We start from the raw sequence: 19,343 nt of genomic DNA on the forward strand, positions 1-19,343 counted from the left end.
GGTCGGGCGGGGTGTCCGCGTGTGTCTCATTACGAGACACCGGGCATGTTGTGGAGGCGTCCGGGGTACCGCGCGGGCCGCCTGAAAACTGGGCCCGGTACGGTGTGGGACGTCATGACCACGGCAGATCACTCCTTCCCAGTCGCACACGAAACCTTCACTTTCCCTTCGCTCGCGCGGGTGCGGCGGGCCCGGGAACGGTTCCTGACGGGCCGTCCGCTGCCCGACGGCGTCCCCGAGGAGGTGGTCTCCGCGTGGCGGCGCGCCCGCTTCTTCGGAGTACGACCCGACACGGCGTGGCCGACCCCGGGGGGCGGCGGTACGGAGACGCCGGGAACGGAGACCCGGGGAACGGGGACCGGCAGTACGCAGACCGGGGGAGCGGAGGCCGGGGAAGCCGGTCGCGGTCGTCGGCCGGCCGGTTCCGTGCCGCTGCTGGCGGCGGCCCGGCCCGCCCTGGAACGGCTGGCGCCGGGTCTCGACGGCGGCCGGGTGGTGCTCCTCCTCACCGACGAGCGGTCACGCGTGCTGTGGTCGTCCGGGGGCGCCGTCTGCCGCGCGGGCGCCGACCTGGCCGAGCGGCGGGTCGGGCACAACAGCGCGGCCCTCGCGCTGCGCACTGGCCGCCGCCGGGCCGTGCACGGGCCCGAGCACGTCCTCGACGCCTGGCAGGACACCTCCGCGGTGAGCGTGCCGGTCGCGGACCCGGCGGGACGCGTCCGCGGCACCGTCACGGTGGCGTCCCCGCTGTGGCCGGAGGGCGCCCCGCCCCCGCAGGCGGCCCTCGCCGAGGCGGTCGCCGCCCTCGTGGAGACGGAACTCGCGGCCCGGTCCCGTCCGGCGGAACGGGTTCTCCTGGACGCCTACCTCGCGGCGGCCCGCGGCGAGGACCGCGCGGTCGTCGCCTTCGGCGGCCACAGCCGCCTGGTCACCCGCGCGGCGGCCCGTCTCCTGTCACCGGCGGACCTGGACCACCTGGAACGGCACACGGGCCGGATGCGCGGGACCGGGGGAGCGGCGGACCCTGCCGCCGCCCCGCGTGAAGCCGCCGCCCCGCCGTCCGGTGATGCCCCCGCGGCTGCGCCGGTCCCGGCGTTCGACGTCGGGCTGGAGGGCGGAGTGGTGGCCTCGGTGTCGGTGACTCCCGTGTGTCATCGGGGGTCGGCCGTCGGGGTCGTGGCCGAGCTGGAACCCGTACCGCGTCCGTCCGGGCGGAGCACCGCACGGGCCGGAGTCGCGCTGGCCGGCCGGTCGGTGCCGTGGCGGCGGGCGGTCGAACGGGCCGCGGAACTCGCCGCCGGCCGCGCCCCCATGCTGCTCACCGGCGAACGCGGCACCGGCAAGACCGCCCTGGCCCGCGAACTCCTCGACGACCCGCTCGTCCTGGACGCCGCCGAACGCGGCCCGGACGAGGACGCCCTCCCCGTCGACGGCCGCCCGCTGCTCCTGCGGCACGCGGAGTGCCTGGCCAGGCCGGACACCGCCGCGCTCAACCGGCTGCTCGACACCCGCCCGGACGCGGCGGTCGTCCTCACCTACACCCCCGGCACACCCCCGGGCCCCTGCCTGCAACGGCTCCTCGACACCCTGTCCGCCCGCACCGTCACGCTGCCAGCGCTGCGCGAACGCCCCGAGGACATCGGGGAACTGCTGTCCGCCGTGGCACCCCGCCCCGCCGCCGGTCACCCGCCGCTCACCTGGACCCTGGACGCCCTGCGCGCCCTGGAGCGCCACCCCTGGCACGGCAACGTCACCGAACTCACCCACGTCGTACGGGCGCTGGCCGTACGGCGCCGGACCACGGGCCCCGTACGGCGCTGCGAACTGCCCGACCCGGTGCGCCAGGGACCCGCCGCCCGCCCGCTCAGCCCCATGGAACAGGCCGAACGCACCGCCATCCTGGAGGCACTGCGCCGCCACGGCGGCAACAAGGCCCGCACGGCGACGGCCCTCGGCATAGGCCGCGCGACCCTCTACCGCAAACTCCGCAGTTACCAGGTCTGAACCGCCGAGCCGCTGAGCTGTCGGGCCGTCGGGCCGCCGACATCTTCCCGCACACGGTGCGCGGGTGGGACGACCCCGCGCCCGGATCACCTGAGTACGCGTACTCAGACCACCCCCGCCCTCCACCCCTCCCCCCGCCCCGGCCCACCCCCGCACGATGGGACACCATCCCACTGCGGAAGAGGCACTCATGCCACATGACCTGCACGCCCGCGTGGCCACCACCGACGACCTGCCCTGGATCCACGAACTGCGCCACCGCGTCTACGCGCGGGAACTGGGCCAGCACGCCCCCGACCCCTCCGGGCGACTGCGCGACGCCGTCGACGGCCACAACGTCTACCTGGTCGTCACCCAGGACCACGACAGCCAAGCCGGCCCCGACCGCGCCGGCTTCGTCAGCGTCACCCCGCCCTCGGCTGGCCGCTACGCCCTCGACAAGTACCTGACCCGCGAGGAACTCCCGGTCCTCGACGAGGACGGCGTCCACGAGGTACGCCTCCTCACCGTCGAGCCGCACCACCGCTCGACCCTGGCGGCACCCCTGCTGATGTACGCCGCGCTGCGCTGGATCGCGGCCCGCGGCGGACGCCGCGTCGTCGCCATGGGCCGTACCGACCTGCTCCCGATGTACCTGGCCACCGGCCTGCGGACCGTCGGCCGCACCGTACGCGCCGGTGCGCAGAGCTTCGAGGTGCTGACCGCCGACGTCGCGGAACTGGCCCGGACCGCGGCCGGCCGCCACCGCGCCACCGTCGACCGGCTGCGCGCCCGTACGGACTGGCGCCTCGACATCCCCTTCGACTCCCACCCCGCCACCCGCGCCGGCGCCGACCCCACCGCCTGCGAACACGGCGGCGCCTCCTTCACCGCCATCGGCACGGACTTCACCGCGCTCCACCGCCGCCACCGGATCGTCGCCGCCGACGTGCTCGACGCCTGGTTCCCGCCGGCCCCCGCCGTACGGGCGGCGCTCACCGAGGACCCGGCCTGGACCGCGCGGACCTCCCCGCCCGCCGGCGCCGAGGGGCTGCTCGCCGAGATCGCCGCGGCCCGCGGCCTGCCCCGGGACACGCTCGCGGTGGGCGCCGGCTCGTCCGACCTCATCTTCCGGGCGCTGGGCCGCTGGCTGACCCCCACCAGCAGGGTCCTGCTGACGGACCCCTGCTACGGCGAGTACGCCCATGTCACGGAGAAGGTGATCGGCTGCCGGGTCGACCGGTTCCCGCTGCGCCGCGAGGACGGCTGGCGGATCGACCCGGACCGCCTGTCGGCCACCGTCGCCGCGGGCCGCTACGACCTCGTCGTCCTGGTCAACCCCAACAACCCGGCCGGCCGGCACGCGCCCGCCGCCGAACTGCGCACCGTACTGGCCGACGCGCCGCCACAGACCCGCTGGTGGATCGACGAGGCGTACATCGGCTACGTAGGACTCACCGAGTCCCTCGCCCACCTCGCGGCGACCGACCCCCGGGTGGTGGTCTGCCAGTCGCTGTCGAAGATGTACGCGCTGTCCGGGCTGCGCGCCGCCTACCTGGTGGCCGAGCCGGACACCGCGGCGCGGCTGCGCCACTGGACACCGCCCTGGCCGGTCGGCCTGCCGGCACAGCAGGCGGCCGTGGCGGCGCTGCGCGACCCGGCGTACTACACCGAACGCTGGCTGCGCACCCACGCGCTGCGCCGCGCCCTCGCCGCCGATCTGGCGGCCGTCGACCGGTCGGTGGTCGTGGAGGAGTCGGTGGCGAACTTCCTCACCGTCACTCTGCCGCCCGACGGCCCCGGGGCCGCGCGGCTGGTCGCGGAGTGCCGCCGCCGGGACGTGTTCCTGCGCGACCTGTCCCCGCTGTCCCCGCGGTACGAGGGCCGGACGGTACGGATCGCGGTCCGGGACACCGAGGAGAACGCCCGTATCGTCGCGGCGTACGGGACGGCACTGAGGACACTCGTCCCGGCACCGTCCGCCGTGCCGGTCACACCGGCACCGGCCCCGGCACCGACAGCGGCACCCGCGCCGACCGCGGAACCCGTATCGGCAGCGGCCCCCGCACCGGTCGCCGTCGCCGTGGGCTGACACGGACGGACCCGCCCGGCCCACGCGTCGCCGCGCGGAACCGGGTGGGGTCGGGTGGGTCGGGCGGGCGCGAAGGACTACGCCCCGGCCGCCGGCCCGGCCGTCTGCACGACCTCGAAGGACCACAGCGTGGACCCGCTCGCCGCCGGCTTGGGACGGTCGCCCGCCGGGGCGTCGCCGCCCTGGTGGGCGGTCTTCATCGGGCCCTCCATCCACGCCTGGAAGGACTCCTCGTCGCGCCACCGCGTGTACACCAGGTAGGTGTCGGTGCCCTCGACCGGACGCAGCAGCTCGAACCACTCGAACCCGTCGGAGTTCTCCACGGCGTGCGCGCGGGAGGCGAACCGCTTCTCCAGCGTCTCCCGCTGCTCGGCCGGGACGGTCAGTACGTTGATCTTGACTACGCTCATGTTCCTCATCCTGCCGTACGGGGCGGTGGCGGGCCGGTCCGGGTCACCCGCGTGCCACCCCCTGGCCGTGCCGTGCGAGCAGCGCCGAGCTGATCTCCCCGGCGCGCACGGCGGTGGTGGACAGCAGCGTCGAGGTGATGCCGTGGCTGTGCTCGGTGCCGCCCTGGAGGTAGACGTCGGCGGTGACGTTCGGCGCGGTCTCCACCCGGTGGTCGCGGCCGACGCGCAGCGCGTCCTCGTCGTCGCGCAGGCAGAGCTTGCCGATCTCGCCGAGGTTCTCGCCGATGCTCTGGGGCCGGTAGCCCGTGGCGTACACGAGGACGTCGGCGGGGAGCAGTTCGCGCTCGCCCGTCGGCAGGAACTCGACCGTCACCCGGACGTCGTCCGCGCGGGTCTCCACCTCGCGGATGCGGGACACGTTGAGCATCCGCAGCCGCTGCCTGCCCTGCACCTGCTCCTGGTACATCGTCCGGGACAGCGACTCGATCAACTCCATGTCGACCACGGAGTAGTTGGTGCTGCGGTGGTAGTCGAACAGGGACTGCTTGACCTCCGCGGGAGCGCCGTAGAAGACGTCCACCGCCTCCGGGTCGAAGATCCGGTTCGCGAACGGGCTGTCGTCGGCGGGGGTGTAGCCGTACTTCGCGAACACCGAGCAGATCTCGGCCTCGGGCAGCCTGCGGTGCAGGTAGTCGACGGCCTCGGCGGCGCTCTGGCCGGCACCGAGGACGACCGCGCGGCGCACCGGCCTTCCGGAGCGCACCAGTTCGTCGACCCGGGGCAGCAACTCGCTGCTGTGCCAGACGGTGTCGGACAGCGACGCGCCGGCCGGCAGCCGGGGCTCCAGGCCGGTGGCCACGCAGAGCGCGCGGGTGCGGCGCACGGTCCGGCCGGAGGGCGCGGCCGGGTCCCGGCTCACCACGTCGAACCAGCGGATCTCGCCGTCCTCGGTGACCGGCCGGACCGAGACGACCTCGGAGCCGTACGCCACTAGGTGGCCGAGCCGGGCGGCGGCCCACTCGAAGTAGTCGTGGAACTCCACCCGCAGCGGGAAGAGCGTCTTCTGGTTCAGGAAGTCGGTCAGCCGGCCGCGTTCGCGCAGGTAGCACAGGAAACTGAAGTCGCTGGTGGGGTCCCGCATCGTCACCAGGTCCTTGAGGAACGACACCTGCATGGTGGCGTCGTCGATCAGCATGCCCCGGTGCCAGCCGAACCGCGGCTGGCGCTCCAGGAATCCGGCGCGGAACCCGGCTCCCGGCCGCGCCGTCGCACCTTGCTCGTGCAGGGCGATCGCGAGGGCGAGGTTGGCCGGCCCGAACCCGATACCCAGTACGTCGTAGACGGAGTCCGGCCCACTCTCCAGCGTCGTCACCGCGTCATCGCCTCCCGTTGGGGGAACACGATGTCCCCGAGAAATTGGAAAGAACAGAAAGAACACAGACTGCTTCGGGCAGGCACATGCTAGATAAGGTGAGCCTAACCTGACAACGGGTGGAGTGGCTGTCACTGCCCCCGCGTACGGCGTGACCTGGAAGGAAGACGATGAGCAATCCGTTCGAGGACCCCGAGGGCGTCTACGTGGTGCTGGTCAACGACGAGAATCAGCACAGTCTGTGGCCGGAATTCGCCCAAGTGCCCGCCGGGTGGCGCGTGGTGCACGGTCCCGCCGGGCGGCAGTCCTGCCTGGAGTACGTGGAGACCCACTGGACCGACATGCGGCCCCGTACCCTCGCCCGCACGATGGACGGCTGACCGCCGGGGCGTTGTCAGTGGCGAGTGCGAGGCTGATGGGCATGGACGATGCGGAGTTCATGCGCGGCCGGGTCTACGGAGCCGAGCACGCCGATCCCGGGCCGCGGGCCGGACACGAGTACGCGCAACTCGTGGGCGGCCCGCTGGACGGCCTGCTCCTGGACGTCACCGGCACCTTCGGGGGCGGCGTCCCGGAGGGCGTCGCGCTCGCCACCGAGATAGGCCGGTACGGCGCCGGGGGCCGGGCTGTGTACGCCCCGCGCCCGGCGGACGGCAGACGCTTCGACTGGCAGGGCGACATCCCGTGAACGCCGCCCGCCGGGCCCCGCCTTCGGTACTCGGTGTCCGCGAGGCCGCCCGCCGGGCCCCGCCTCGGGACCCGGTGTCCGTCGCCGTCCTCGTCCGCTCTCAGACGCCGCTGTCGCGCAGCAGCGGCAGTGTGTCCGAGGTCAGGGGGCGGGGCTCGGCGTCGGTGTCCACGAGGACGACGTCGCAGCCGGCGGCACGGGTGAGCGCGCTGGTGAAGCTGGAGTCGGCGAACTGGACGAGCGCGCCCCGGGGAGAGCGGCCGACCGCGACGGTACGGGCGCCCAGTTCGGCCGCGTGCCGGGCCAGCTCCCGTCCGGCGGCGGCGTGGTCGCCGACACTGGTCAGGACCTGTCCGGAGGCGGTGACGCCCTGCCCGGAGAGCCGGTCGAGATGGGTGGCGACGGCGGCGCGGGCCCGGTCGTCGCTCTCGGTGTCGACGGCCTGCTGCTCGACGACGGCCGTCTGCCGGACGTGCACCACTTCGAGCGGGCTGCCGGCGTCGCGGGCGAGGCGTGCCGCCGCGTCCACGATGGCGGCGGCCCGGTCGTGGTCGCCCACGGCCACGACCACCGGACGCGTCCCCGGCGCGGCCGGAGCGCCGACGGCGACGAGGGACGGCGTGACCGACTCGCCCTGGGAGGGCGCCAGTTCGGCCTGCCGCAGCAGGCGGTGGCCGCTGGCCAGCACCGGGACGGCGAGCAGGAAGGTGGCCGCCCCGAGGTAGAAGGGCACGCTCAGATCGGTGGCGTCGGCGAGCTTCCCCGCGACGTAGGGGGCCAGCCCGCCGCCGATGAACCGCAGGAAGCCGTAGGCGGAGGAGGCGACGGGACGCTCGACGGGGGAGACGAGCATGACGGCCTGGGTGGTGAGGGTGTTGTTGATCCCGATGAACGCGCCGCTGACGATGACGGCGACGATCACCGTGCGGGGAGAGTCGACGCCGGCGGCGATGACGGCCATCACGATGCCGAGGCCGAGCAGATTGGCGTAGAGGACCGGCGCGGTGCCGAACCGGGCCTGGAGCCGGGGCGCGAACAGGACGCTGAACGCGGCCACCAGCAGACCCCAGCCGAAGAAGACCAGACCGAGCCGGTGGGCGTCCAGTTCCATCGGATAGGGGGCGTAGCCGAGCATGGTGAAGAAGCCCCAGTTGTACAGCAGGGCCATGATGCCCATGGTCGACAGACCCCGGTGGCGCAGGGCCCTGAGCGGGGCGACGGGGGAGGTGGGCCGCGCGGGCTTCGGCAGGGAGGGGACGAAGAGGACGGTGGCGACCAGTGCCACGGCCATCAGGACGGCGACGCCGAAGAACGGGCCGCGCCAGCTGAGGGCGCCCAACTCGCCGCCCAGCAGCGGGCCGACGGCGATACCGAGGCCGAGCGCGGTCTCGTAGAGGATGATCGCACCGGCGAAGCCGCCGCTCGCGGAGGCCACGATGACGGCGAGCGAGGTGGCGATGAACAGGGCGTTGCCGAGCCCCCAGCCGGCCCGGAAGCCGACGATGCCGTCGATGGAGCCGGTGGCGCCGGCGAGGGCGGCGAAGACGACGATGACGGCGAGGCCCGTGACCAGGGTGGGCTTGGCGCCGATGCGGCTGGAGACCCAGCCGACGAAGAGCATGGCGACGGCGGTGACGATGAGATAGCTGCTGAACAGCAGGGAGACCTGGCTCGGCGAGGCGTCCAGGCTCTCGGCCAGGGCGGGCAGGATCGGGTCGACGAGCCCGATGCCCATGAACGAGATGACACAGGCGAAGGCGACGGCCCAGACTGCCTTCGGCTGCCTGAACGGACTCGCGGGCTTGTGGTGCGTGGTGCTCATGCGCGGTGTTCTCCCTCGACTGCCGGGGGCGGAGAGACGCGGGTCGAACCCGTCGGCATGCGCCCGCGGAGCTGCGGAACACTGGGCACGGCGCTGCCGCGAGACCTCGCGGTAAGCCGATTATGCATATAGTTGTACTCTGCATCAACACTCGCGCGGTCAAGACTCCGTGCGGTCAAGAGTCCGCGGTCAAGAGTCCGTGCGGCACGGAGGTCATCCGTGCGGCACGGAGGTCAGGTCGACGTGATCCGGGAGATCGCCTCCAGCGTCAGCGCCCGGTCGTGCGGTTCCTCGGCCAGGGCGCGGTGCAGGGTCAGACCCTCGATGAGGGCGTCGAGCTGACGGGCCGTGTCCGGGTCGAAGTGCCGCTCCAGATGGACCCGGCTGCGGCCCATCCACTCGTGGGTGAGTGCGCGGTAGACCGGCCGGCGGGCGGCGAGCGTGTACAGCTCCTGGGTGAGCACGAGATCCCGCCGGCTGCCCTCGGAGAGGATGTGCACGAGGTCGGCCACCGCCTCCCGGGCCTCGTCGCGGTCGGCCGGCGCGGCGAGGTGCTCGTCGAACAGCGCGACGATGTGGTCGGTGAAACTGCGGAAGGCCTCCCGCAACAGGGCGTCGATACCGCTGAAGTGGTATGTCATCGAGCCCAGCGGGACGCCCGCGCGCGCGGCGATCTTCCGGTGCGAGACGCCCGCCACCCCCACCTCGGCGATCACGTCGAGGGTGGCTTCGACGATGCGCTCGCGGCGCCGGGGGTCCGTGTGTCCGGTGGCCATGGCGCGCGGGTCAGAGGTCGCGGACGGGCCGGGCGGGGCTGCCCACGGCGACGACACCGGCGGGCACGTCCTTGGTGACGACCGCGCCCGCGCCGATGACGGAGTTGTCGCCGATCGTGACGCCGGGCAGGACGATGACGCCGCCGCCGAGCCACACGTTGTCGCCGATGGTGATCGGCAGCGCGGCCTCCAGTCTGTCGCGGCGGGGTCCCGGCTCCAGCGGGTGCGTCGGCGTCAGCAGCTGGACGTTCGGCCCGATCTGGCAGTCCTTGCCGATGGTGATCGCCGCGACGTCCAGTGCCGTCAGGTTGTAGTTGACGAAGGTCCGCGCGCCGATCGAGATGTTGCTGCCGTAGTCGACGTACAGCGGCGCGCGCACGTGTGCCTCCTCGCCCAGCGAGCCGAGCAGTTCGACGAGGACCGGCCGTGCGGCCTCGGCGTCCTCGGCGAAGGCGGCCTGGTAGCGGGCGGCCAGCCGCATGGCCCGCTGCTGCCGGCGGGCGATCTCGGGGTCGTCGGCGATGTAGAGGTCGCCCGCCCGCATGCGCTCCAGATTGCTGCGGGGGTCCTGCGCGAAGTGGTCCGTCGTCGGCATGGGCCGATCGTACACCGTGGAGCGTACGATCGTACGCTCCACGGCGGGCGGCGTCGCGAGCCGTCGTTGCGCGGCCGTTCGGCGGCGTCAGGCGGTGGTGCCGCGTCGCGGCTGGAGCACTCCGGAGAGCGCGACCACCAGCACGCCGGCCAGGGGGACGACGAGCAGGCCCGCCCGCAGGCCGGTGGAGTCGGCGACGAGCCCGACGACCGGCGGGGAGAGCAGGAAGCCGAGCCGCATCAGCCAGGAGACGACGGTCAGCCCGGTTCCCGGCTTCAGGCCGGGCAGTTCGTCGGCCTCGTGCATCGCGGCGGGGACCAGGGTCGCCACGCCGAGTCCCGCCGTGGCGAATCCGAGGACCGTCCCGGCCGTCGTCGGCACGGCCAGCGCCAGGCCCATGCCGGTCGCGGCGACGAGGCCCCCGGTGCGGGCCACGGTCCGCTGGCCGAACCGGTCGACGAGCCGGTCGCCGACGAGGCGGCCGACGAACTGGGCCCCGACCAGCGCGATGTAGCCGGAGGCCGCGAGCGTCGCCGTCGCGTGCAGCGACTCGGAGAGGTAGAGCGCGGCCCAGGAGTTGCCCGCGTCCTCGACGAGCGCGCCGGCCGTGGCGATGAGGACGAGGGCGGCCAGCACCCGGACGGTTCCCCGCCCGGGGACCGCCCGCCCGGCGCTCCGCACACCGCGAGCACCCCACGACCCGGCCTCCGCACCCTCCGACGAGCCCTTCCCGGCCTCCCACGCACCCCTCCCGGCCTCCGAGCCCGCCCTGACCTCCGCGGCCTCCGGTGCCGAGGCCCGCCCTGCGGGAACCTCCGGAGACGGAGACGGAGCCTCCGGTGCCGCCGCTGCCGCGGCGTCCTCCGTCTCGGGGCCGGGCAGGCAGAACCGCAGCGCCACGCAGGCCGCGACCGCGAACACGACCCCCGATATCAGCAGATGCTGCCCGCGCGGCAGACCGAGCGCGATGGCACCGGCGGCCATGGAACCGCCGGTCACCGCGCCGATGGACCAGATGGCGTGGAAGCCGTTGATGATGGAGCGGCCGTAGCGGCGCTGCACCCGCAGACCGTGCGCGTTCTGCGCGACATCGGTGACCGCGTCCATCGCCCCGGCCAGGAACAGCGCCGCCGCGAAGACCCAGACCGACCCCGCGAGCGCCGCCGCGAGGATGCCCGCGCCGGTCAGCAGGGTCCCGGCCACCGCGACGCGGGCCGAGCCCAGGCGCCGGACGAGCACCCCGGCCGCCGGTCCGGCCACGACGGCGCCGGTCGCGAAGGCCGCGACGGCCAGGCCGTAGGCCGTGTTGCCGATCCCGAGATCGTCCTTGATCTGCGGAAACCTCGGCAGGAGGTTGGCGTACAGGGCCCCGTTGGTGAAGAACAGGACGGCCACGGCGACCCGTGCCTGCCGCACGGCCGGTGCCGGCCGTCGGAGAACGTCAACAGTCATGCGCGGGAGCCTACAGCGGCGAGCGTACGACCGTACACTCCCGTGCGAGGTGCGGGAATGGAGCGGGGACGACCGCTGTTGTGCAGGGCAGCAAGACATCAGGGAAAGGAACACCGTGGCGCGCAGCAGTGCACGTCCCGTCGTCAAGCTGAGGTCGACGGCGGGAACGGGCGTCACCTACGTGACGCGCAAGAACCGACTCAACGACCCCGACCGGCTGGTCCTGCGCAAGTACGACCCGGTCGCCGGGGCGCACGTCCCCTTCCGCGAAGAGCGCTGACGACACCGGAGAGGAGCACCCCATGAAGGTACGGAACTCCCTGCGGGCGCTGAAGGCGAAGCCCGGCGCACAGGTGGTGCGCCGACGGGGCAGGACGTTCGTGATCAACAAGAAGGACCCGCGCTCCAAGGCCCGGCAGGGCTGACGCGGGAAACGGCGGCGCCGCGCACCCTCCGGGGTGCGCGGCGCCTCGCGCGAGGAAAAACCGTTGCGGGCGGCCGTCGATCCGCCGACTCTTCTCCCATGTGCCCAGCCTTCCTGCGGCCCGCGGCCCTCGCCGACGTGCCCGCCGTCACCGCGCTGCTCAACGAGATCGACCGCATCGAGATCGGCCGCGCGGAGACCGACGAGCACACCGTCGAGGCCGACCTGACCCACCCCGGCACCGACCTGGCGCGCGACTCCTGGGTGGGCGTCGCCGACGACGGCCGGCTCGTGGCGTACGGACTGCTGTGGGACGAGTCCGGCGGCGAACGGATCGACATCGACCACTACGTGCTGCCCGACCACCAGGACACCGGCCTGCGGCTGCTCGCGGCGATGGAGGACCGCGCCCTGGCCAAGGCGCGGGAGAACGGCGCCGGGCGCGCGGTCGTCCACCTCCACCTCAACTCCGCGCCCACCACCGACACCGCCGCGCTCGCGGCCCGGGGCTGGCGCACCGTACGCCGCTACCACGTGCTGCGCCGGCCCCTCGACCCCGCGCGGGACCTCACCCCCGGACCACCGCCAGGGACACGGATACGGGCCTGCGCCACGGAGGCGGACCGCCGCCGCGTACACGCGCTGTACCAGGCGTCGTTCGCCGGCCACTTCGACTTCCAGCCGCGCACCTACCGCCAGTGGCTGCACGACGTGGACGCCGAGCACCTGGACTGGTCCCTGGTCTGGATCGCGGCCACCGACGGCCTCGGGGACGCGGGGTTCCTGCTGGCCCGGGACGACCGCGAGGCCATGGGCTGGATCCGCTCCCTCGGCGTGCTGGACGCGGCGCGCGGACGCGGCCTGGGCGGCCTGCTGCTCCGGCACGCCTTCGCCCGGTTCGCCGCGGGCGGCCGGGACACCGTCGGCCTCGGCGTCGACACGGCCAACGCGACGGGCGCGCCCCGGCTGTACGGACGGCACGGACTGACGCTGCACTACGCCGTCGACACGTGGGAGGCCGTCGTCGCGGCGCCGGCGGACGCGAAGGCCCGGGTGACCTGAGACCGTTCTGCCACGGCACCCGTCCCCGCCGGCGTGGGGACGGGTACCGCTCCGTACAGCGCGACGGCCGCGCCCACCGTCACACCTGGGACGGCAGGACACGGCCGTTGCCCGCGTCGCGGCGTACGGTCAGGCGCGTACGTCAGGCCGCCGCGGCGAAACTGCTCGTGACGGCCGTGTCCGTACGGGCGTGCACCACCAGCCGCAGACCGCGGGTGTCGGCGTTGTTCTCCAGCATCCGGCGGAGCGGGGCGCTGTGGGTCACCACGGACATGAGGATGCCGAGCCGGGCGCAGAACTGGTGGGCCCGCAGGACGGCGCTGACCGCCGCGCCGCCCGCCGCCTCGTCGGAGAGGACGACGACGACCGGCCTTGGCCGGTGGGCGTCGACCAGATCCGTGATCCTGTTGGCCAGGTCGGCGCGTCCGCCGATCCCCGGGTCCCGCTCCACCGTGATGACCAGCACCGCGTGGTCCAGGCGGTACGACAGCATGGCAACCTCCGATCCCCACCGTTCGTGCCCGGTGTATCCGGAAGGAGGGTGCCCCGAGAAAGGGCCGCGATACCCGGGAGATGCCCAGGTGCCTCCTGACGGCTCCCCGGGCCGCCGGGACACCTGGACGGCGCGGGGCCGGCCCCGGGGCGGGTACGGCCGGGGAGCCCAGGCCGTGCCCGTCCCGTCTGGTGGGAGTCGCCCGGCGGTGCGACGCTGGGTGGGACGAGGGTCCGAGGCAGGGTCGACACAGGGGAACCCGGGAGGGCACCGATGGGACGGGACGTTCCGGCTCTGGTCTTCACCCGCGAGGACCGCCGCCGGTACCGCATCAAGATGCAGGAGTGCCTCGACTCGTTCGCGCAGATGCTGCGCGAGTCACGGTTCGAGGCGGAGCGGCCCCAGGTCGGCCTGGAGATCGAGCTGAACCTGGTCGACGCCGACGCCGAACCGGCGATGCGCAACAGCGACGCCCTGGAAGCCATCGCGGACCCCGCCTGGGCCACCGAGCTGGGCCGCTTCAACGTGGAGATCAACATCCCGCCGCGCCGGCTGACGGCGGGCGGCCCCGACGCCTGGGAGTCCGAGATCCGCGCCGCGCTGAACCACGCGGACGAACGCGCCAGGTCGGTCGGTACCCAGCTGATCATGACGGGCATCCTCCCGACGCTGCGGCAGGAGGACGCCGGCGGCGCCGCCCTGTCCGAGAACCCGCGCTACCACCTGCTCAACGACCAGATCTTCGCGGCCCGCGGCGAGGACCTCCGCATCGAGCTGGACGGCGTCGACCGGCTGCGGACCTACGCGGACACCATCACCCCGGAGGCGGCGTGCACCAGCACGCAGTTCCACCTCCAGGTGGCGCCGGAACAGTTCGCCGACTACTGGAACGCGGCCCAGGCCATCGCGGGCGTCCAGGTCGCGCTGGCCGCCAACTCGCCGTTCCTCTTCGGCAAGGAACTGTGGCACGAGACCCGCATCCCGCTGTTCGAGCAGGCCACCGACACCCGCCCCGAGGAGATCAAGGCCCAGGGCGTCCGGCCGCGGGTCTGGTTCGGGGAACGCTGGATCACCAGCGTCTTCGACCTCTTCGAGGAGAACCTGCGGTACTTCCCCGCGCTGCTGCCGCTCTGCGACGAACAGAGCCCCGCCGACACACTCGACCGCGGTGACATACCCGAACTGTCCGAGCTGACCCTGCACAACGGCACCATCTACCGCTGGAACCGCCCGGTCTACGCGGTCGCCGGTGACCGGCCGCACGTACGCGTGGAGAACCGCGTCCTGCCCGCCGGCCCCACCGTCGCCGACTCCCTCGCCAACGGCGCCTTCTACTACGGACTGACCCGCGCCCTGGTCGAGGAGGAACGCCCCGTGTGGTCGCGGATGTCCTTCGCGGCGGCCGAGGAGAACCTGCACACCGCCGCGCGGCACGGCATCGAGGCCCGCCTGTACTGGCCCGGGGCCGGGGAGGTGCCGGTGCCCGAACTGGTCCTGCGCCGGCTGCTGCCGATGGCCCACCGCGGCCTGGAACTCTCCGGCATGGACGCCGCCTGGCGGGAGCCGCTCCTCGGCGTCATCGAGCAGCGGTGCGTGACCGCCCGCAACGGGGCGACGTGGCAGAAGGCGGTCTTCCACCGCCTGCACGCCGCGGCCCACCACGACCGCCACGAGGCGCTGCGGCGGATGACGCGGATGTACATCGACTACATGCATCTGAACGCGCCGGTCCACACCTGGCCGGTCGACTGACCGCACCGGGCGGCGAGGAACACCACCCGCACCGGACAATGGGGGCCATGACCACCCGCCCCGCCACCACCGACCCGGCCGTCCACCCGGCCCTCACGGCCGCCGCGCACGCGGCCCTCGACGCCTACGCCGCCGCCCGTGCCGCACACGACCGGGCGACCCTCGCCGAGTCCGTCGCGACGGGCGCCGACGGCACCCCCACGATGCGCATCGACCGCCTCGTCGAGGACGCCGTGATCGACGCGCTGCGCCCGCACGGCGTCAACATCCTCTCCGAGGAGAGCGGCTGGATCGACCACGGCAGCGCCGCCTCCCTGGTCATCGACCCCCTCGACGGTTCCGCCAACGGCGCGGCCGGGGTGCCGCTGACCGCGTTCGCGGCGGCCGTCGCGGTCGACGGCGAGTTCACCGAGGCGTACACGGTGTGGCTGGACACCGGCCGCAGCTGGTGGGCGCACCGCGACCACCCGGTGCCGTACCGCACGTCTGGCCGTACCGAGCTGTCCGGGGCGGCGCTGTCGCTGCTCCGCCCGCACACCGCGAAGCCCGGTCCCGCGGCGGCCTGGTGGGCCGCGGCCGCCCGCGCCGCCCGCGTCCGTGTCCTGTCGACCACCTGCCTGGAGGCCGCGCTGGTCGCCGAGGGCGCCACCGACGCCTTCGCCGACGCCTGCTCGGACACGCACCGGCTGGTCGACCTGGCCGCCGCGGCCGTGATGGTGCCGCGCGCCGGGGGAGTGGTCCTGGACGCCCGGGGCCGCCCCCTGGTCTTCGACACCGACCTGACCCGTCGCTGGTCCGGGATCGTGGCCGCCACGCCGGAACTCGGCGCGGAACTGGCCGACGTACTGACCACGGCGGCGGACAGCGCGTGAGCCGTTCCCTTCGGGACCAGCGACGGTGCACCCGTGGGACACCGCACGGCCGCCGGGCGCCTACCCTCGTGGTCGTGGACCGAGGGGTCGTGGACCGAGGGGAAGAGGCGCGCGGGCGGGCGGGGGAACGCTCAGCGCTCCGCCGGTACGGGGTGCCGGCTCATGATGGAGACCCGGTTGAAGGCGTTGATGGTGACGGCGATCCAGATCACCGCGGAGATCTCGTCGTCGGTGAGCACCTCGCGGGCGCCCGCGTACGCGGCCTCCTGCGCGGGCAGGTCGGCCGGCGAGGTGGTGGCCTCCGCCAGCGCGAGCGCCGCGCGTTCCGTCGCTGTGAACAGCTCCGTGTCCCGCCAGGCGGGCAGCACACCGAGCCGCTGCGTCGTCTCGCCGGCGCGCAGGGCCGCGCGGGTGTGGACGTGCAGGCAGAAGGCGCAGCCGTTGATCTGCGACACGCGCAGGTTGACCAGTTCCACGAGCGTACGGTCGAGTCCGGCCTCGGCGGCGACCGCGCGCACGGCCTCCGACGTCCGCACCAGCGCCTGGTACGCGGCGGGGTTCTGCTTGTCGATGAAGACGCGGCCGCTCAACTCGGCTCTCCTTCGGACGCCGCCGCACAGGCGAACGGGCAAGTGATTGAATGTGAAAGTACCATGAGGGATGGAGGTGGTCCTCGATGAGCAACGTCGAGACGGAGCCCGCACAGACACGCTGCGGCACCACGGGGGACGCGGACGGTCGTCCGGGACCGGACGAGCGGGGGGCCGAGGTCCTCACCCCGCGCGACGTGCCGCTGGGCGGTCCCCGGGCGATGAAGGTGCGGCGCACCCTGCCGCAGCGGGCCCGCACGCTCATCGGCGCGTGGTGCTTCGCGGACCACTACGGCCCCGACGACGTCGCCGGCACCGGCGGCATGGACGTCGCCCCGCACCCGCACATCGGCCTGCAGACGGTGAGCTGGCTGTTCAGCGGCGAGATCGAACACCGCGACAGCCTGGGCACCCACGCCTACGTCCGCCCCGGCGAACTGAACCTGATGACCGGCGGCCACGGCATCAGCCACTCCGAGGTCTCCACACCGGAGACCACCGTCCTGCACGGAGTACAGCTGTGGGTGGCCCTCCCGTCCGAACACCGCTCCGCCGACCCGGACTTCCAGCACTTCGTCCCCGAGCCGGTACACGTCGAGGGCGCGGAGATCCGGGTCTTCCTGGGCTCACTGGGCGGTTCGGTGTCCCCGGTCCCCACCTTCACCCCGCTCCTCGGAGCGGAACTCACCCTGGCCCCGCACGCCACGGTCACCCTCCCGGTCGACCCGGCCTTCGAACACGGCCTGCTGGTGGACACGGGAGAGGCCGTCCTGGACCACACCACCCTCAACGCGGCGGAGTTGGGCTACACACCCCCCGGCACGGAAACCCTGACCCTCCACAACCCGGCCCCCACCCCCACCCGGACCGTCCTCCTGGGCGGCCCGCCGTTCGGGGAGGAGATCATCATGTGGTGGAACTTCGTGGGCCGTTCCACGGAGGAGATCGCCCAGGCCCGCGAGGACTGGACGGCCGGCCGCCGCTTCGGTGAGGTGAAGGGCTACGACGGCGACCCGCTCCCGGCACCGACGCTCCCGAACGTAGCGCTGAAGCCCCGCAAGAACAGCCGCTGAGCCGCGCAGGCAGCCTGTCCCCCCGGTGCGGCGGGGGAGGGGCGCCGTCGGCGCGGTGGGCGCCGATGTCAACCGCCCGCCGACCGGGACCGCTGTCCGGTCAGCAGCAAGGTCAGCGCGCACGCACCGCCGGCCAGCCAGGTCAGCGCCGCCGCCGTGCCCTGGCCGGCGGCCAGCAGCACGGCGAAGACGACGATCGCGGCCGTCACACCGACCGCGGCGGTACGCCGCGGACCGCCTCCGGCGGCCCACGCGCGGCGCAGCGTGCCGGAGCGCCGCCAGGAGGTCCACAGGACGAGGCCGACGATCACCGCCTCGGCCACCGCGAACCAGACCGGGACCCGGGGCAGCGCTCCCGGACCCGGCTCGCCGTGCCACAGGTCCAGCAGTCCCCGGACGAGGACGACGGGACCGGCCAGGGCGAACAGGCCCGCGAAGACCCGGAGGAAGCCGATGCTCAGGAACGGGGAGTCGGCACCGCCGAACGGACGGGCCGCGCGCGAGGCCGCCAGGAAGCGGTGGGCCGCTCCCCGCGCGTCCGTCGCCACGATCCAGCCGAACGCCGTGGCCACCGTCCCCCAGACCAGCAGAATCACCGCACCCCTCCCTCGATCGGCACGCTATGCGCATGCACCGTCGGGGGCGGCTCAAACCGTTCCTGTTCGTGCGGGCGGCGGTGCCGCGGGCAGTTCCACGACGGTACGGAGCCCGTCGGCGGAACGGCTCGATGAGGGTCGGGACCAACTCCTCGGTGATCCGCTCACCGGTGTTCTCGACCGTGAGGACCACCGTCCCGGCGCCGGCCCGCCAACTCCCGTACGGGGGCCCGGTGTATCCGCGGTCAGTAGTCGGCGGTCGCTCGTTCGGTGACGACGCAGCGGGTGATCTGGTCCAGGCGTCCGCTGCCGGCGAGGAAGAAACGCTGAGGCGTACTGTCCTTGGCCGGTACCTGTACTTGAGAGGTGGCGTCGACGAGGGTGTTGCCGTAGCTGTCCTCGAAGCTGATTCTGACGGTGAAGGTGACCTGGCGGCCGTTCGGGTTGCTGACCTCGACGGTCGCGTACGGCTCGTCCGGGCTGGCGCAACTCACGAGCGTGGCGGTGCCGTCCTTCAGCGGTCGCTCGTTGCTGCGGGACGCCCGGCTGCTCGGCGACGCGTCGCTCCCCGACGGCGAGGGCGAGGACGACTGAGAGGGCGAGTGCGAGGGCGTGGCCGACGACGAACTGTCGTGGTCCTGGCGTGCGCTGCTGCATCCGCCGCCCCCACTGCCGTCGTGCCGGCCGCTGTTCTCCGGGCCGTCCGTGGACGAGAATCCCGTCAGAGCCAGGACGGTCGCGGCCGACACCGCTGCGAAGCTGAGCCCGCGCCTCCACATGTACATGCCGTCACCCTAACCAGGGCCGTCACCAGGGAGAGAACCGCATGGCGATTCAGCGAATGGACAACGTCGGCATCGTCGTCGGTGACTTGGACGCCGCCGTCGCCTTCTTCGCGGAACTCGGTATGGAGCTGGAGGGCAGGGGAGAGGTCGAGGGACTCTTCGCCGACCGGTGCACCGGACTGGACGGCGTCCACTGCGGCATCGCGATGATGCGGAGCCCGGACGGCCACAGCCGCCTCGAACTGGCGGAGTACCGCAGCCCCGCCGCGACCGGTGCCGGGCGGCGCAACCCTCCGCACAACATCCTGGGCACGCACCGCGTGATGTTCGCTGTCGACGACATCGAGGACACCGTCGCGCGTCTGCGCCCGCACGGCGCCGAACTCGTCGGCGAGATCGCCCGGTTCGAGGACAGTTACCTGCTCTGCTACCTCCGCGGCCCGGACGGCATCATCGTCGGCCTGGCCGAGCAGCTGGGCTGAGCCCCCACTCGGCCCAGCCCGGCC

21 protein-coding genes are annotated in these 19,343 nt (G+C 73.5%); 11 read left to right on the top strand and 10 right to left on the bottom strand.

The window, feature by feature from the left end:
* Positions 1-180 precede the first annotated feature (180 nt).
* Together UW392_RS48805 and UW392_RS48810 are read left to right on the top strand one after the other, a co-directional pair.
* Complete coding sequence (locus tag UW392_RS48805) at positions 181-2,004, top strand: sigma-54-dependent Fis family transcriptional regulator (RefSeq protein WP_414497531.1); 1,824 nt, start codon at positions 181-183, stop codon at positions 2,002-2,004.
* Between the two features lie 190 nt (positions 2,005-2,194).
* Positions 2,195-4,075 (top strand): histidinol-phosphate transaminase, encoded by a 1,881-nt coding sequence (locus tag UW392_RS48810; RefSeq protein WP_320781828.1) that lies wholly within the window; start codon positions 2,195-2,197, stop codon positions 4,073-4,075.
* A 77-nt stretch (positions 4,076-4,152) separates the two neighbouring features.
* Here the strand turns inward: UW392_RS48810 and UW392_RS48815 are convergent, their stop codons facing one another.
* Together UW392_RS48815 and UW392_RS48820 are read right to left on the bottom strand one after the other, a co-directional pair.
* On the bottom strand, positions 4,153-4,485 hold the full coding sequence (locus UW392_RS48815) for an antibiotic biosynthesis monooxygenase (RefSeq protein ID WP_320781829.1): 333 nt from the start codon (positions 4,483-4,485) through the stop codon (positions 4,153-4,155).
* A 43-nt stretch (positions 4,486-4,528) separates the two neighbouring features.
* The gene (locus UW392_RS48820; protein ID WP_320781830.1) at positions 4,529-5,857 is read right to left on the bottom strand and encodes a lysine N(6)-hydroxylase/L-ornithine N(5)-oxygenase family protein; all 1,329 of its coding nucleotides are present in this window, start codon (positions 5,855-5,857) and stop codon (positions 4,529-4,531) included.
* Positions 5,858-6,027: 170 nt separating this feature from the next.
* Here UW392_RS48820 and UW392_RS48825 point away from each other — a divergent pair, with 170 nt between their 5' ends.
* Positions 6,028-6,237 (top strand): MbtH family protein, encoded by a 210-nt coding sequence (locus UW392_RS48825; protein WP_320781831.1) that lies wholly within the window; start codon positions 6,028-6,030, stop codon positions 6,235-6,237.
* Between the two features lie 41 nt (positions 6,238-6,278).
* Positions 6,279-6,545 (top strand): hypothetical protein, encoded by a 267-nt coding sequence (locus UW392_RS48830; RefSeq protein WP_320781832.1) that lies wholly within the window; start codon positions 6,279-6,281, stop codon positions 6,543-6,545.
* 100 nt (positions 6,546-6,645) lie between these two features.
* On the opposite strand, the gene UW392_RS48835 is transcribed toward UW392_RS48830, so the two are convergent.
* The 4 genes from UW392_RS48835 to UW392_RS48850 all read right to left on the bottom strand — a co-directional run bounded on the left by UW392_RS48835 (position 6,646) and on the right by UW392_RS48850 (position 11,190).
* The gene (locus UW392_RS48835; protein ID WP_320781833.1) at positions 6,646-8,367 is read right to left on the bottom strand and encodes an MFS transporter; all 1,722 of its coding nucleotides are present in this window, start codon (positions 8,365-8,367) and stop codon (positions 6,646-6,648) included.
* Between the two features lie 233 nt (positions 8,368-8,600).
* On the bottom strand, positions 8,601-9,143 hold the full coding sequence (locus UW392_RS48840; protein ID WP_320781834.1) for a TetR/AcrR family transcriptional regulator: 543 nt from the start codon (positions 9,141-9,143) through the stop codon (positions 8,601-8,603).
* Positions 9,144-9,153: 10 nt separating this feature from the next.
* Positions 9,154-9,738, bottom strand: a complete 585-nt coding sequence (locus tag UW392_RS48845; protein ID WP_320781835.1) for a sugar O-acetyltransferase — start codon at positions 9,736-9,738, stop codon at positions 9,154-9,156.
* Positions 9,739-9,825: 87 nt separating this feature from the next.
* Positions 9,826-11,190, bottom strand: coding sequence for an MFS transporter (locus tag UW392_RS48850; RefSeq protein WP_320781836.1), 1,365 nt, complete (start codon positions 11,188-11,190; stop codon positions 9,826-9,828).
* 115 nt (positions 11,191-11,305) lie between these two features.
* Between UW392_RS48850 and rpmG the strand changes: the two genes are divergently transcribed.
* The 3 genes from rpmG to UW392_RS48865 all read left to right on the top strand — a co-directional run bounded on the left by rpmG (position 11,306) and on the right by UW392_RS48865 (position 12,676).
* The gene (gene rpmG, locus UW392_RS48855; protein ID WP_320781837.1) at positions 11,306-11,470 is read left to right on the top strand and encodes a 50S ribosomal protein L33; all 165 of its coding nucleotides are present in this window, start codon (positions 11,306-11,308) and stop codon (positions 11,468-11,470) included.
* A gap of 22 nt (positions 11,471-11,492) precedes the next feature.
* Positions 11,493-11,615: a type B 50S ribosomal protein L36 gene (gene ykgO, locus UW392_RS48860; protein ID WP_320781838.1), complete on the top strand. Its 123-nt coding sequence runs from the start codon at positions 11,493-11,495 to the stop codon at positions 11,613-11,615.
* A 98-nt stretch (positions 11,616-11,713) separates the two neighbouring features.
* Complete coding sequence (locus UW392_RS48865) at positions 11,714-12,676, top strand: GNAT family N-acetyltransferase (protein WP_320781839.1); 963 nt, start codon at positions 11,714-11,716, stop codon at positions 12,674-12,676.
* Positions 12,677-12,818: 142 nt separating this feature from the next.
* Here the strand turns inward: UW392_RS48865 and UW392_RS48870 are convergent, their stop codons facing one another.
* Complete coding sequence (locus tag UW392_RS48870) at positions 12,819-13,169, bottom strand: hypothetical protein (protein WP_320781840.1); 351 nt, start codon at positions 13,167-13,169, stop codon at positions 12,819-12,821.
* Positions 13,170-13,442: 273 nt separating this feature from the next.
* Here UW392_RS48870 and UW392_RS48875 point away from each other — a divergent pair, with 273 nt between their 5' ends.
* Both UW392_RS48875 and UW392_RS48880 read left to right on the top strand, forming a co-directional pair.
* Positions 13,443-14,921: a glutamate-cysteine ligase family protein gene (locus UW392_RS48875; RefSeq protein WP_320781841.1), complete on the top strand. Its 1,479-nt coding sequence runs from the start codon at positions 13,443-13,445 to the stop codon at positions 14,919-14,921.
* Between the two features lie 47 nt (positions 14,922-14,968).
* Entirely contained in the window at positions 14,969-15,793 is an 825-nt protein-coding gene (locus UW392_RS48880; protein ID WP_320781842.1) for an inositol monophosphatase family protein, read from the top strand.
* 131 nt (positions 15,794-15,924) lie between these two features.
* Here the strand turns inward: UW392_RS48880 and UW392_RS48885 are convergent, their stop codons facing one another.
* A complete protein-coding gene (locus UW392_RS48885; protein ID WP_320781843.1) occupies positions 15,925-16,383 on the bottom strand; it encodes a carboxymuconolactone decarboxylase family protein in 459 nt (152 codons plus the stop codon).
* 86 nt (positions 16,384-16,469) lie between these two features.
* Here UW392_RS48885 and UW392_RS48890 point away from each other — a divergent pair, with 86 nt between their 5' ends.
* Positions 16,470-17,456 carry a pirin family protein gene (locus UW392_RS48890; RefSeq protein ID WP_320781844.1) on the top strand — a complete coding sequence of 329 codons (987 nt, stop codon included), beginning with the start codon at positions 16,470-16,472 and terminating at the stop codon, positions 17,454-17,456.
* A 68-nt stretch (positions 17,457-17,524) separates the two neighbouring features.
* On the opposite strand, the gene UW392_RS48895 is transcribed toward UW392_RS48890, so the two are convergent.
* Together UW392_RS48895 and UW392_RS48900 are read right to left on the bottom strand one after the other, a co-directional pair.
* Positions 17,525-18,052, bottom strand: coding sequence for a hypothetical protein (locus tag UW392_RS48895; protein ID WP_320781845.1), 528 nt, complete (start codon positions 18,050-18,052; stop codon positions 17,525-17,527).
* Positions 18,053-18,297: 245 nt separating this feature from the next.
* A complete protein-coding gene (locus UW392_RS48900) occupies positions 18,298-18,546 on the bottom strand; it encodes a hypothetical protein (protein WP_320781846.1) in 249 nt (82 codons plus the stop codon).
* 332 nt (positions 18,547-18,878) lie between these two features.
* On the opposite strand from UW392_RS48900, the gene UW392_RS48905 reads away from it, so the two are divergent.
* Positions 18,879-19,319 carry a VOC family protein gene (locus UW392_RS48905; RefSeq protein WP_320781847.1) on the top strand — a complete coding sequence of 147 codons (441 nt, stop codon included), beginning with the start codon at positions 18,879-18,881 and terminating at the stop codon, positions 19,317-19,319.
* The last annotated feature ends 24 nt before the right edge of the window (positions 19,320-19,343 follow it).

The organism is Streptomyces sp. CRN 30, assembly GCF_034105845.1.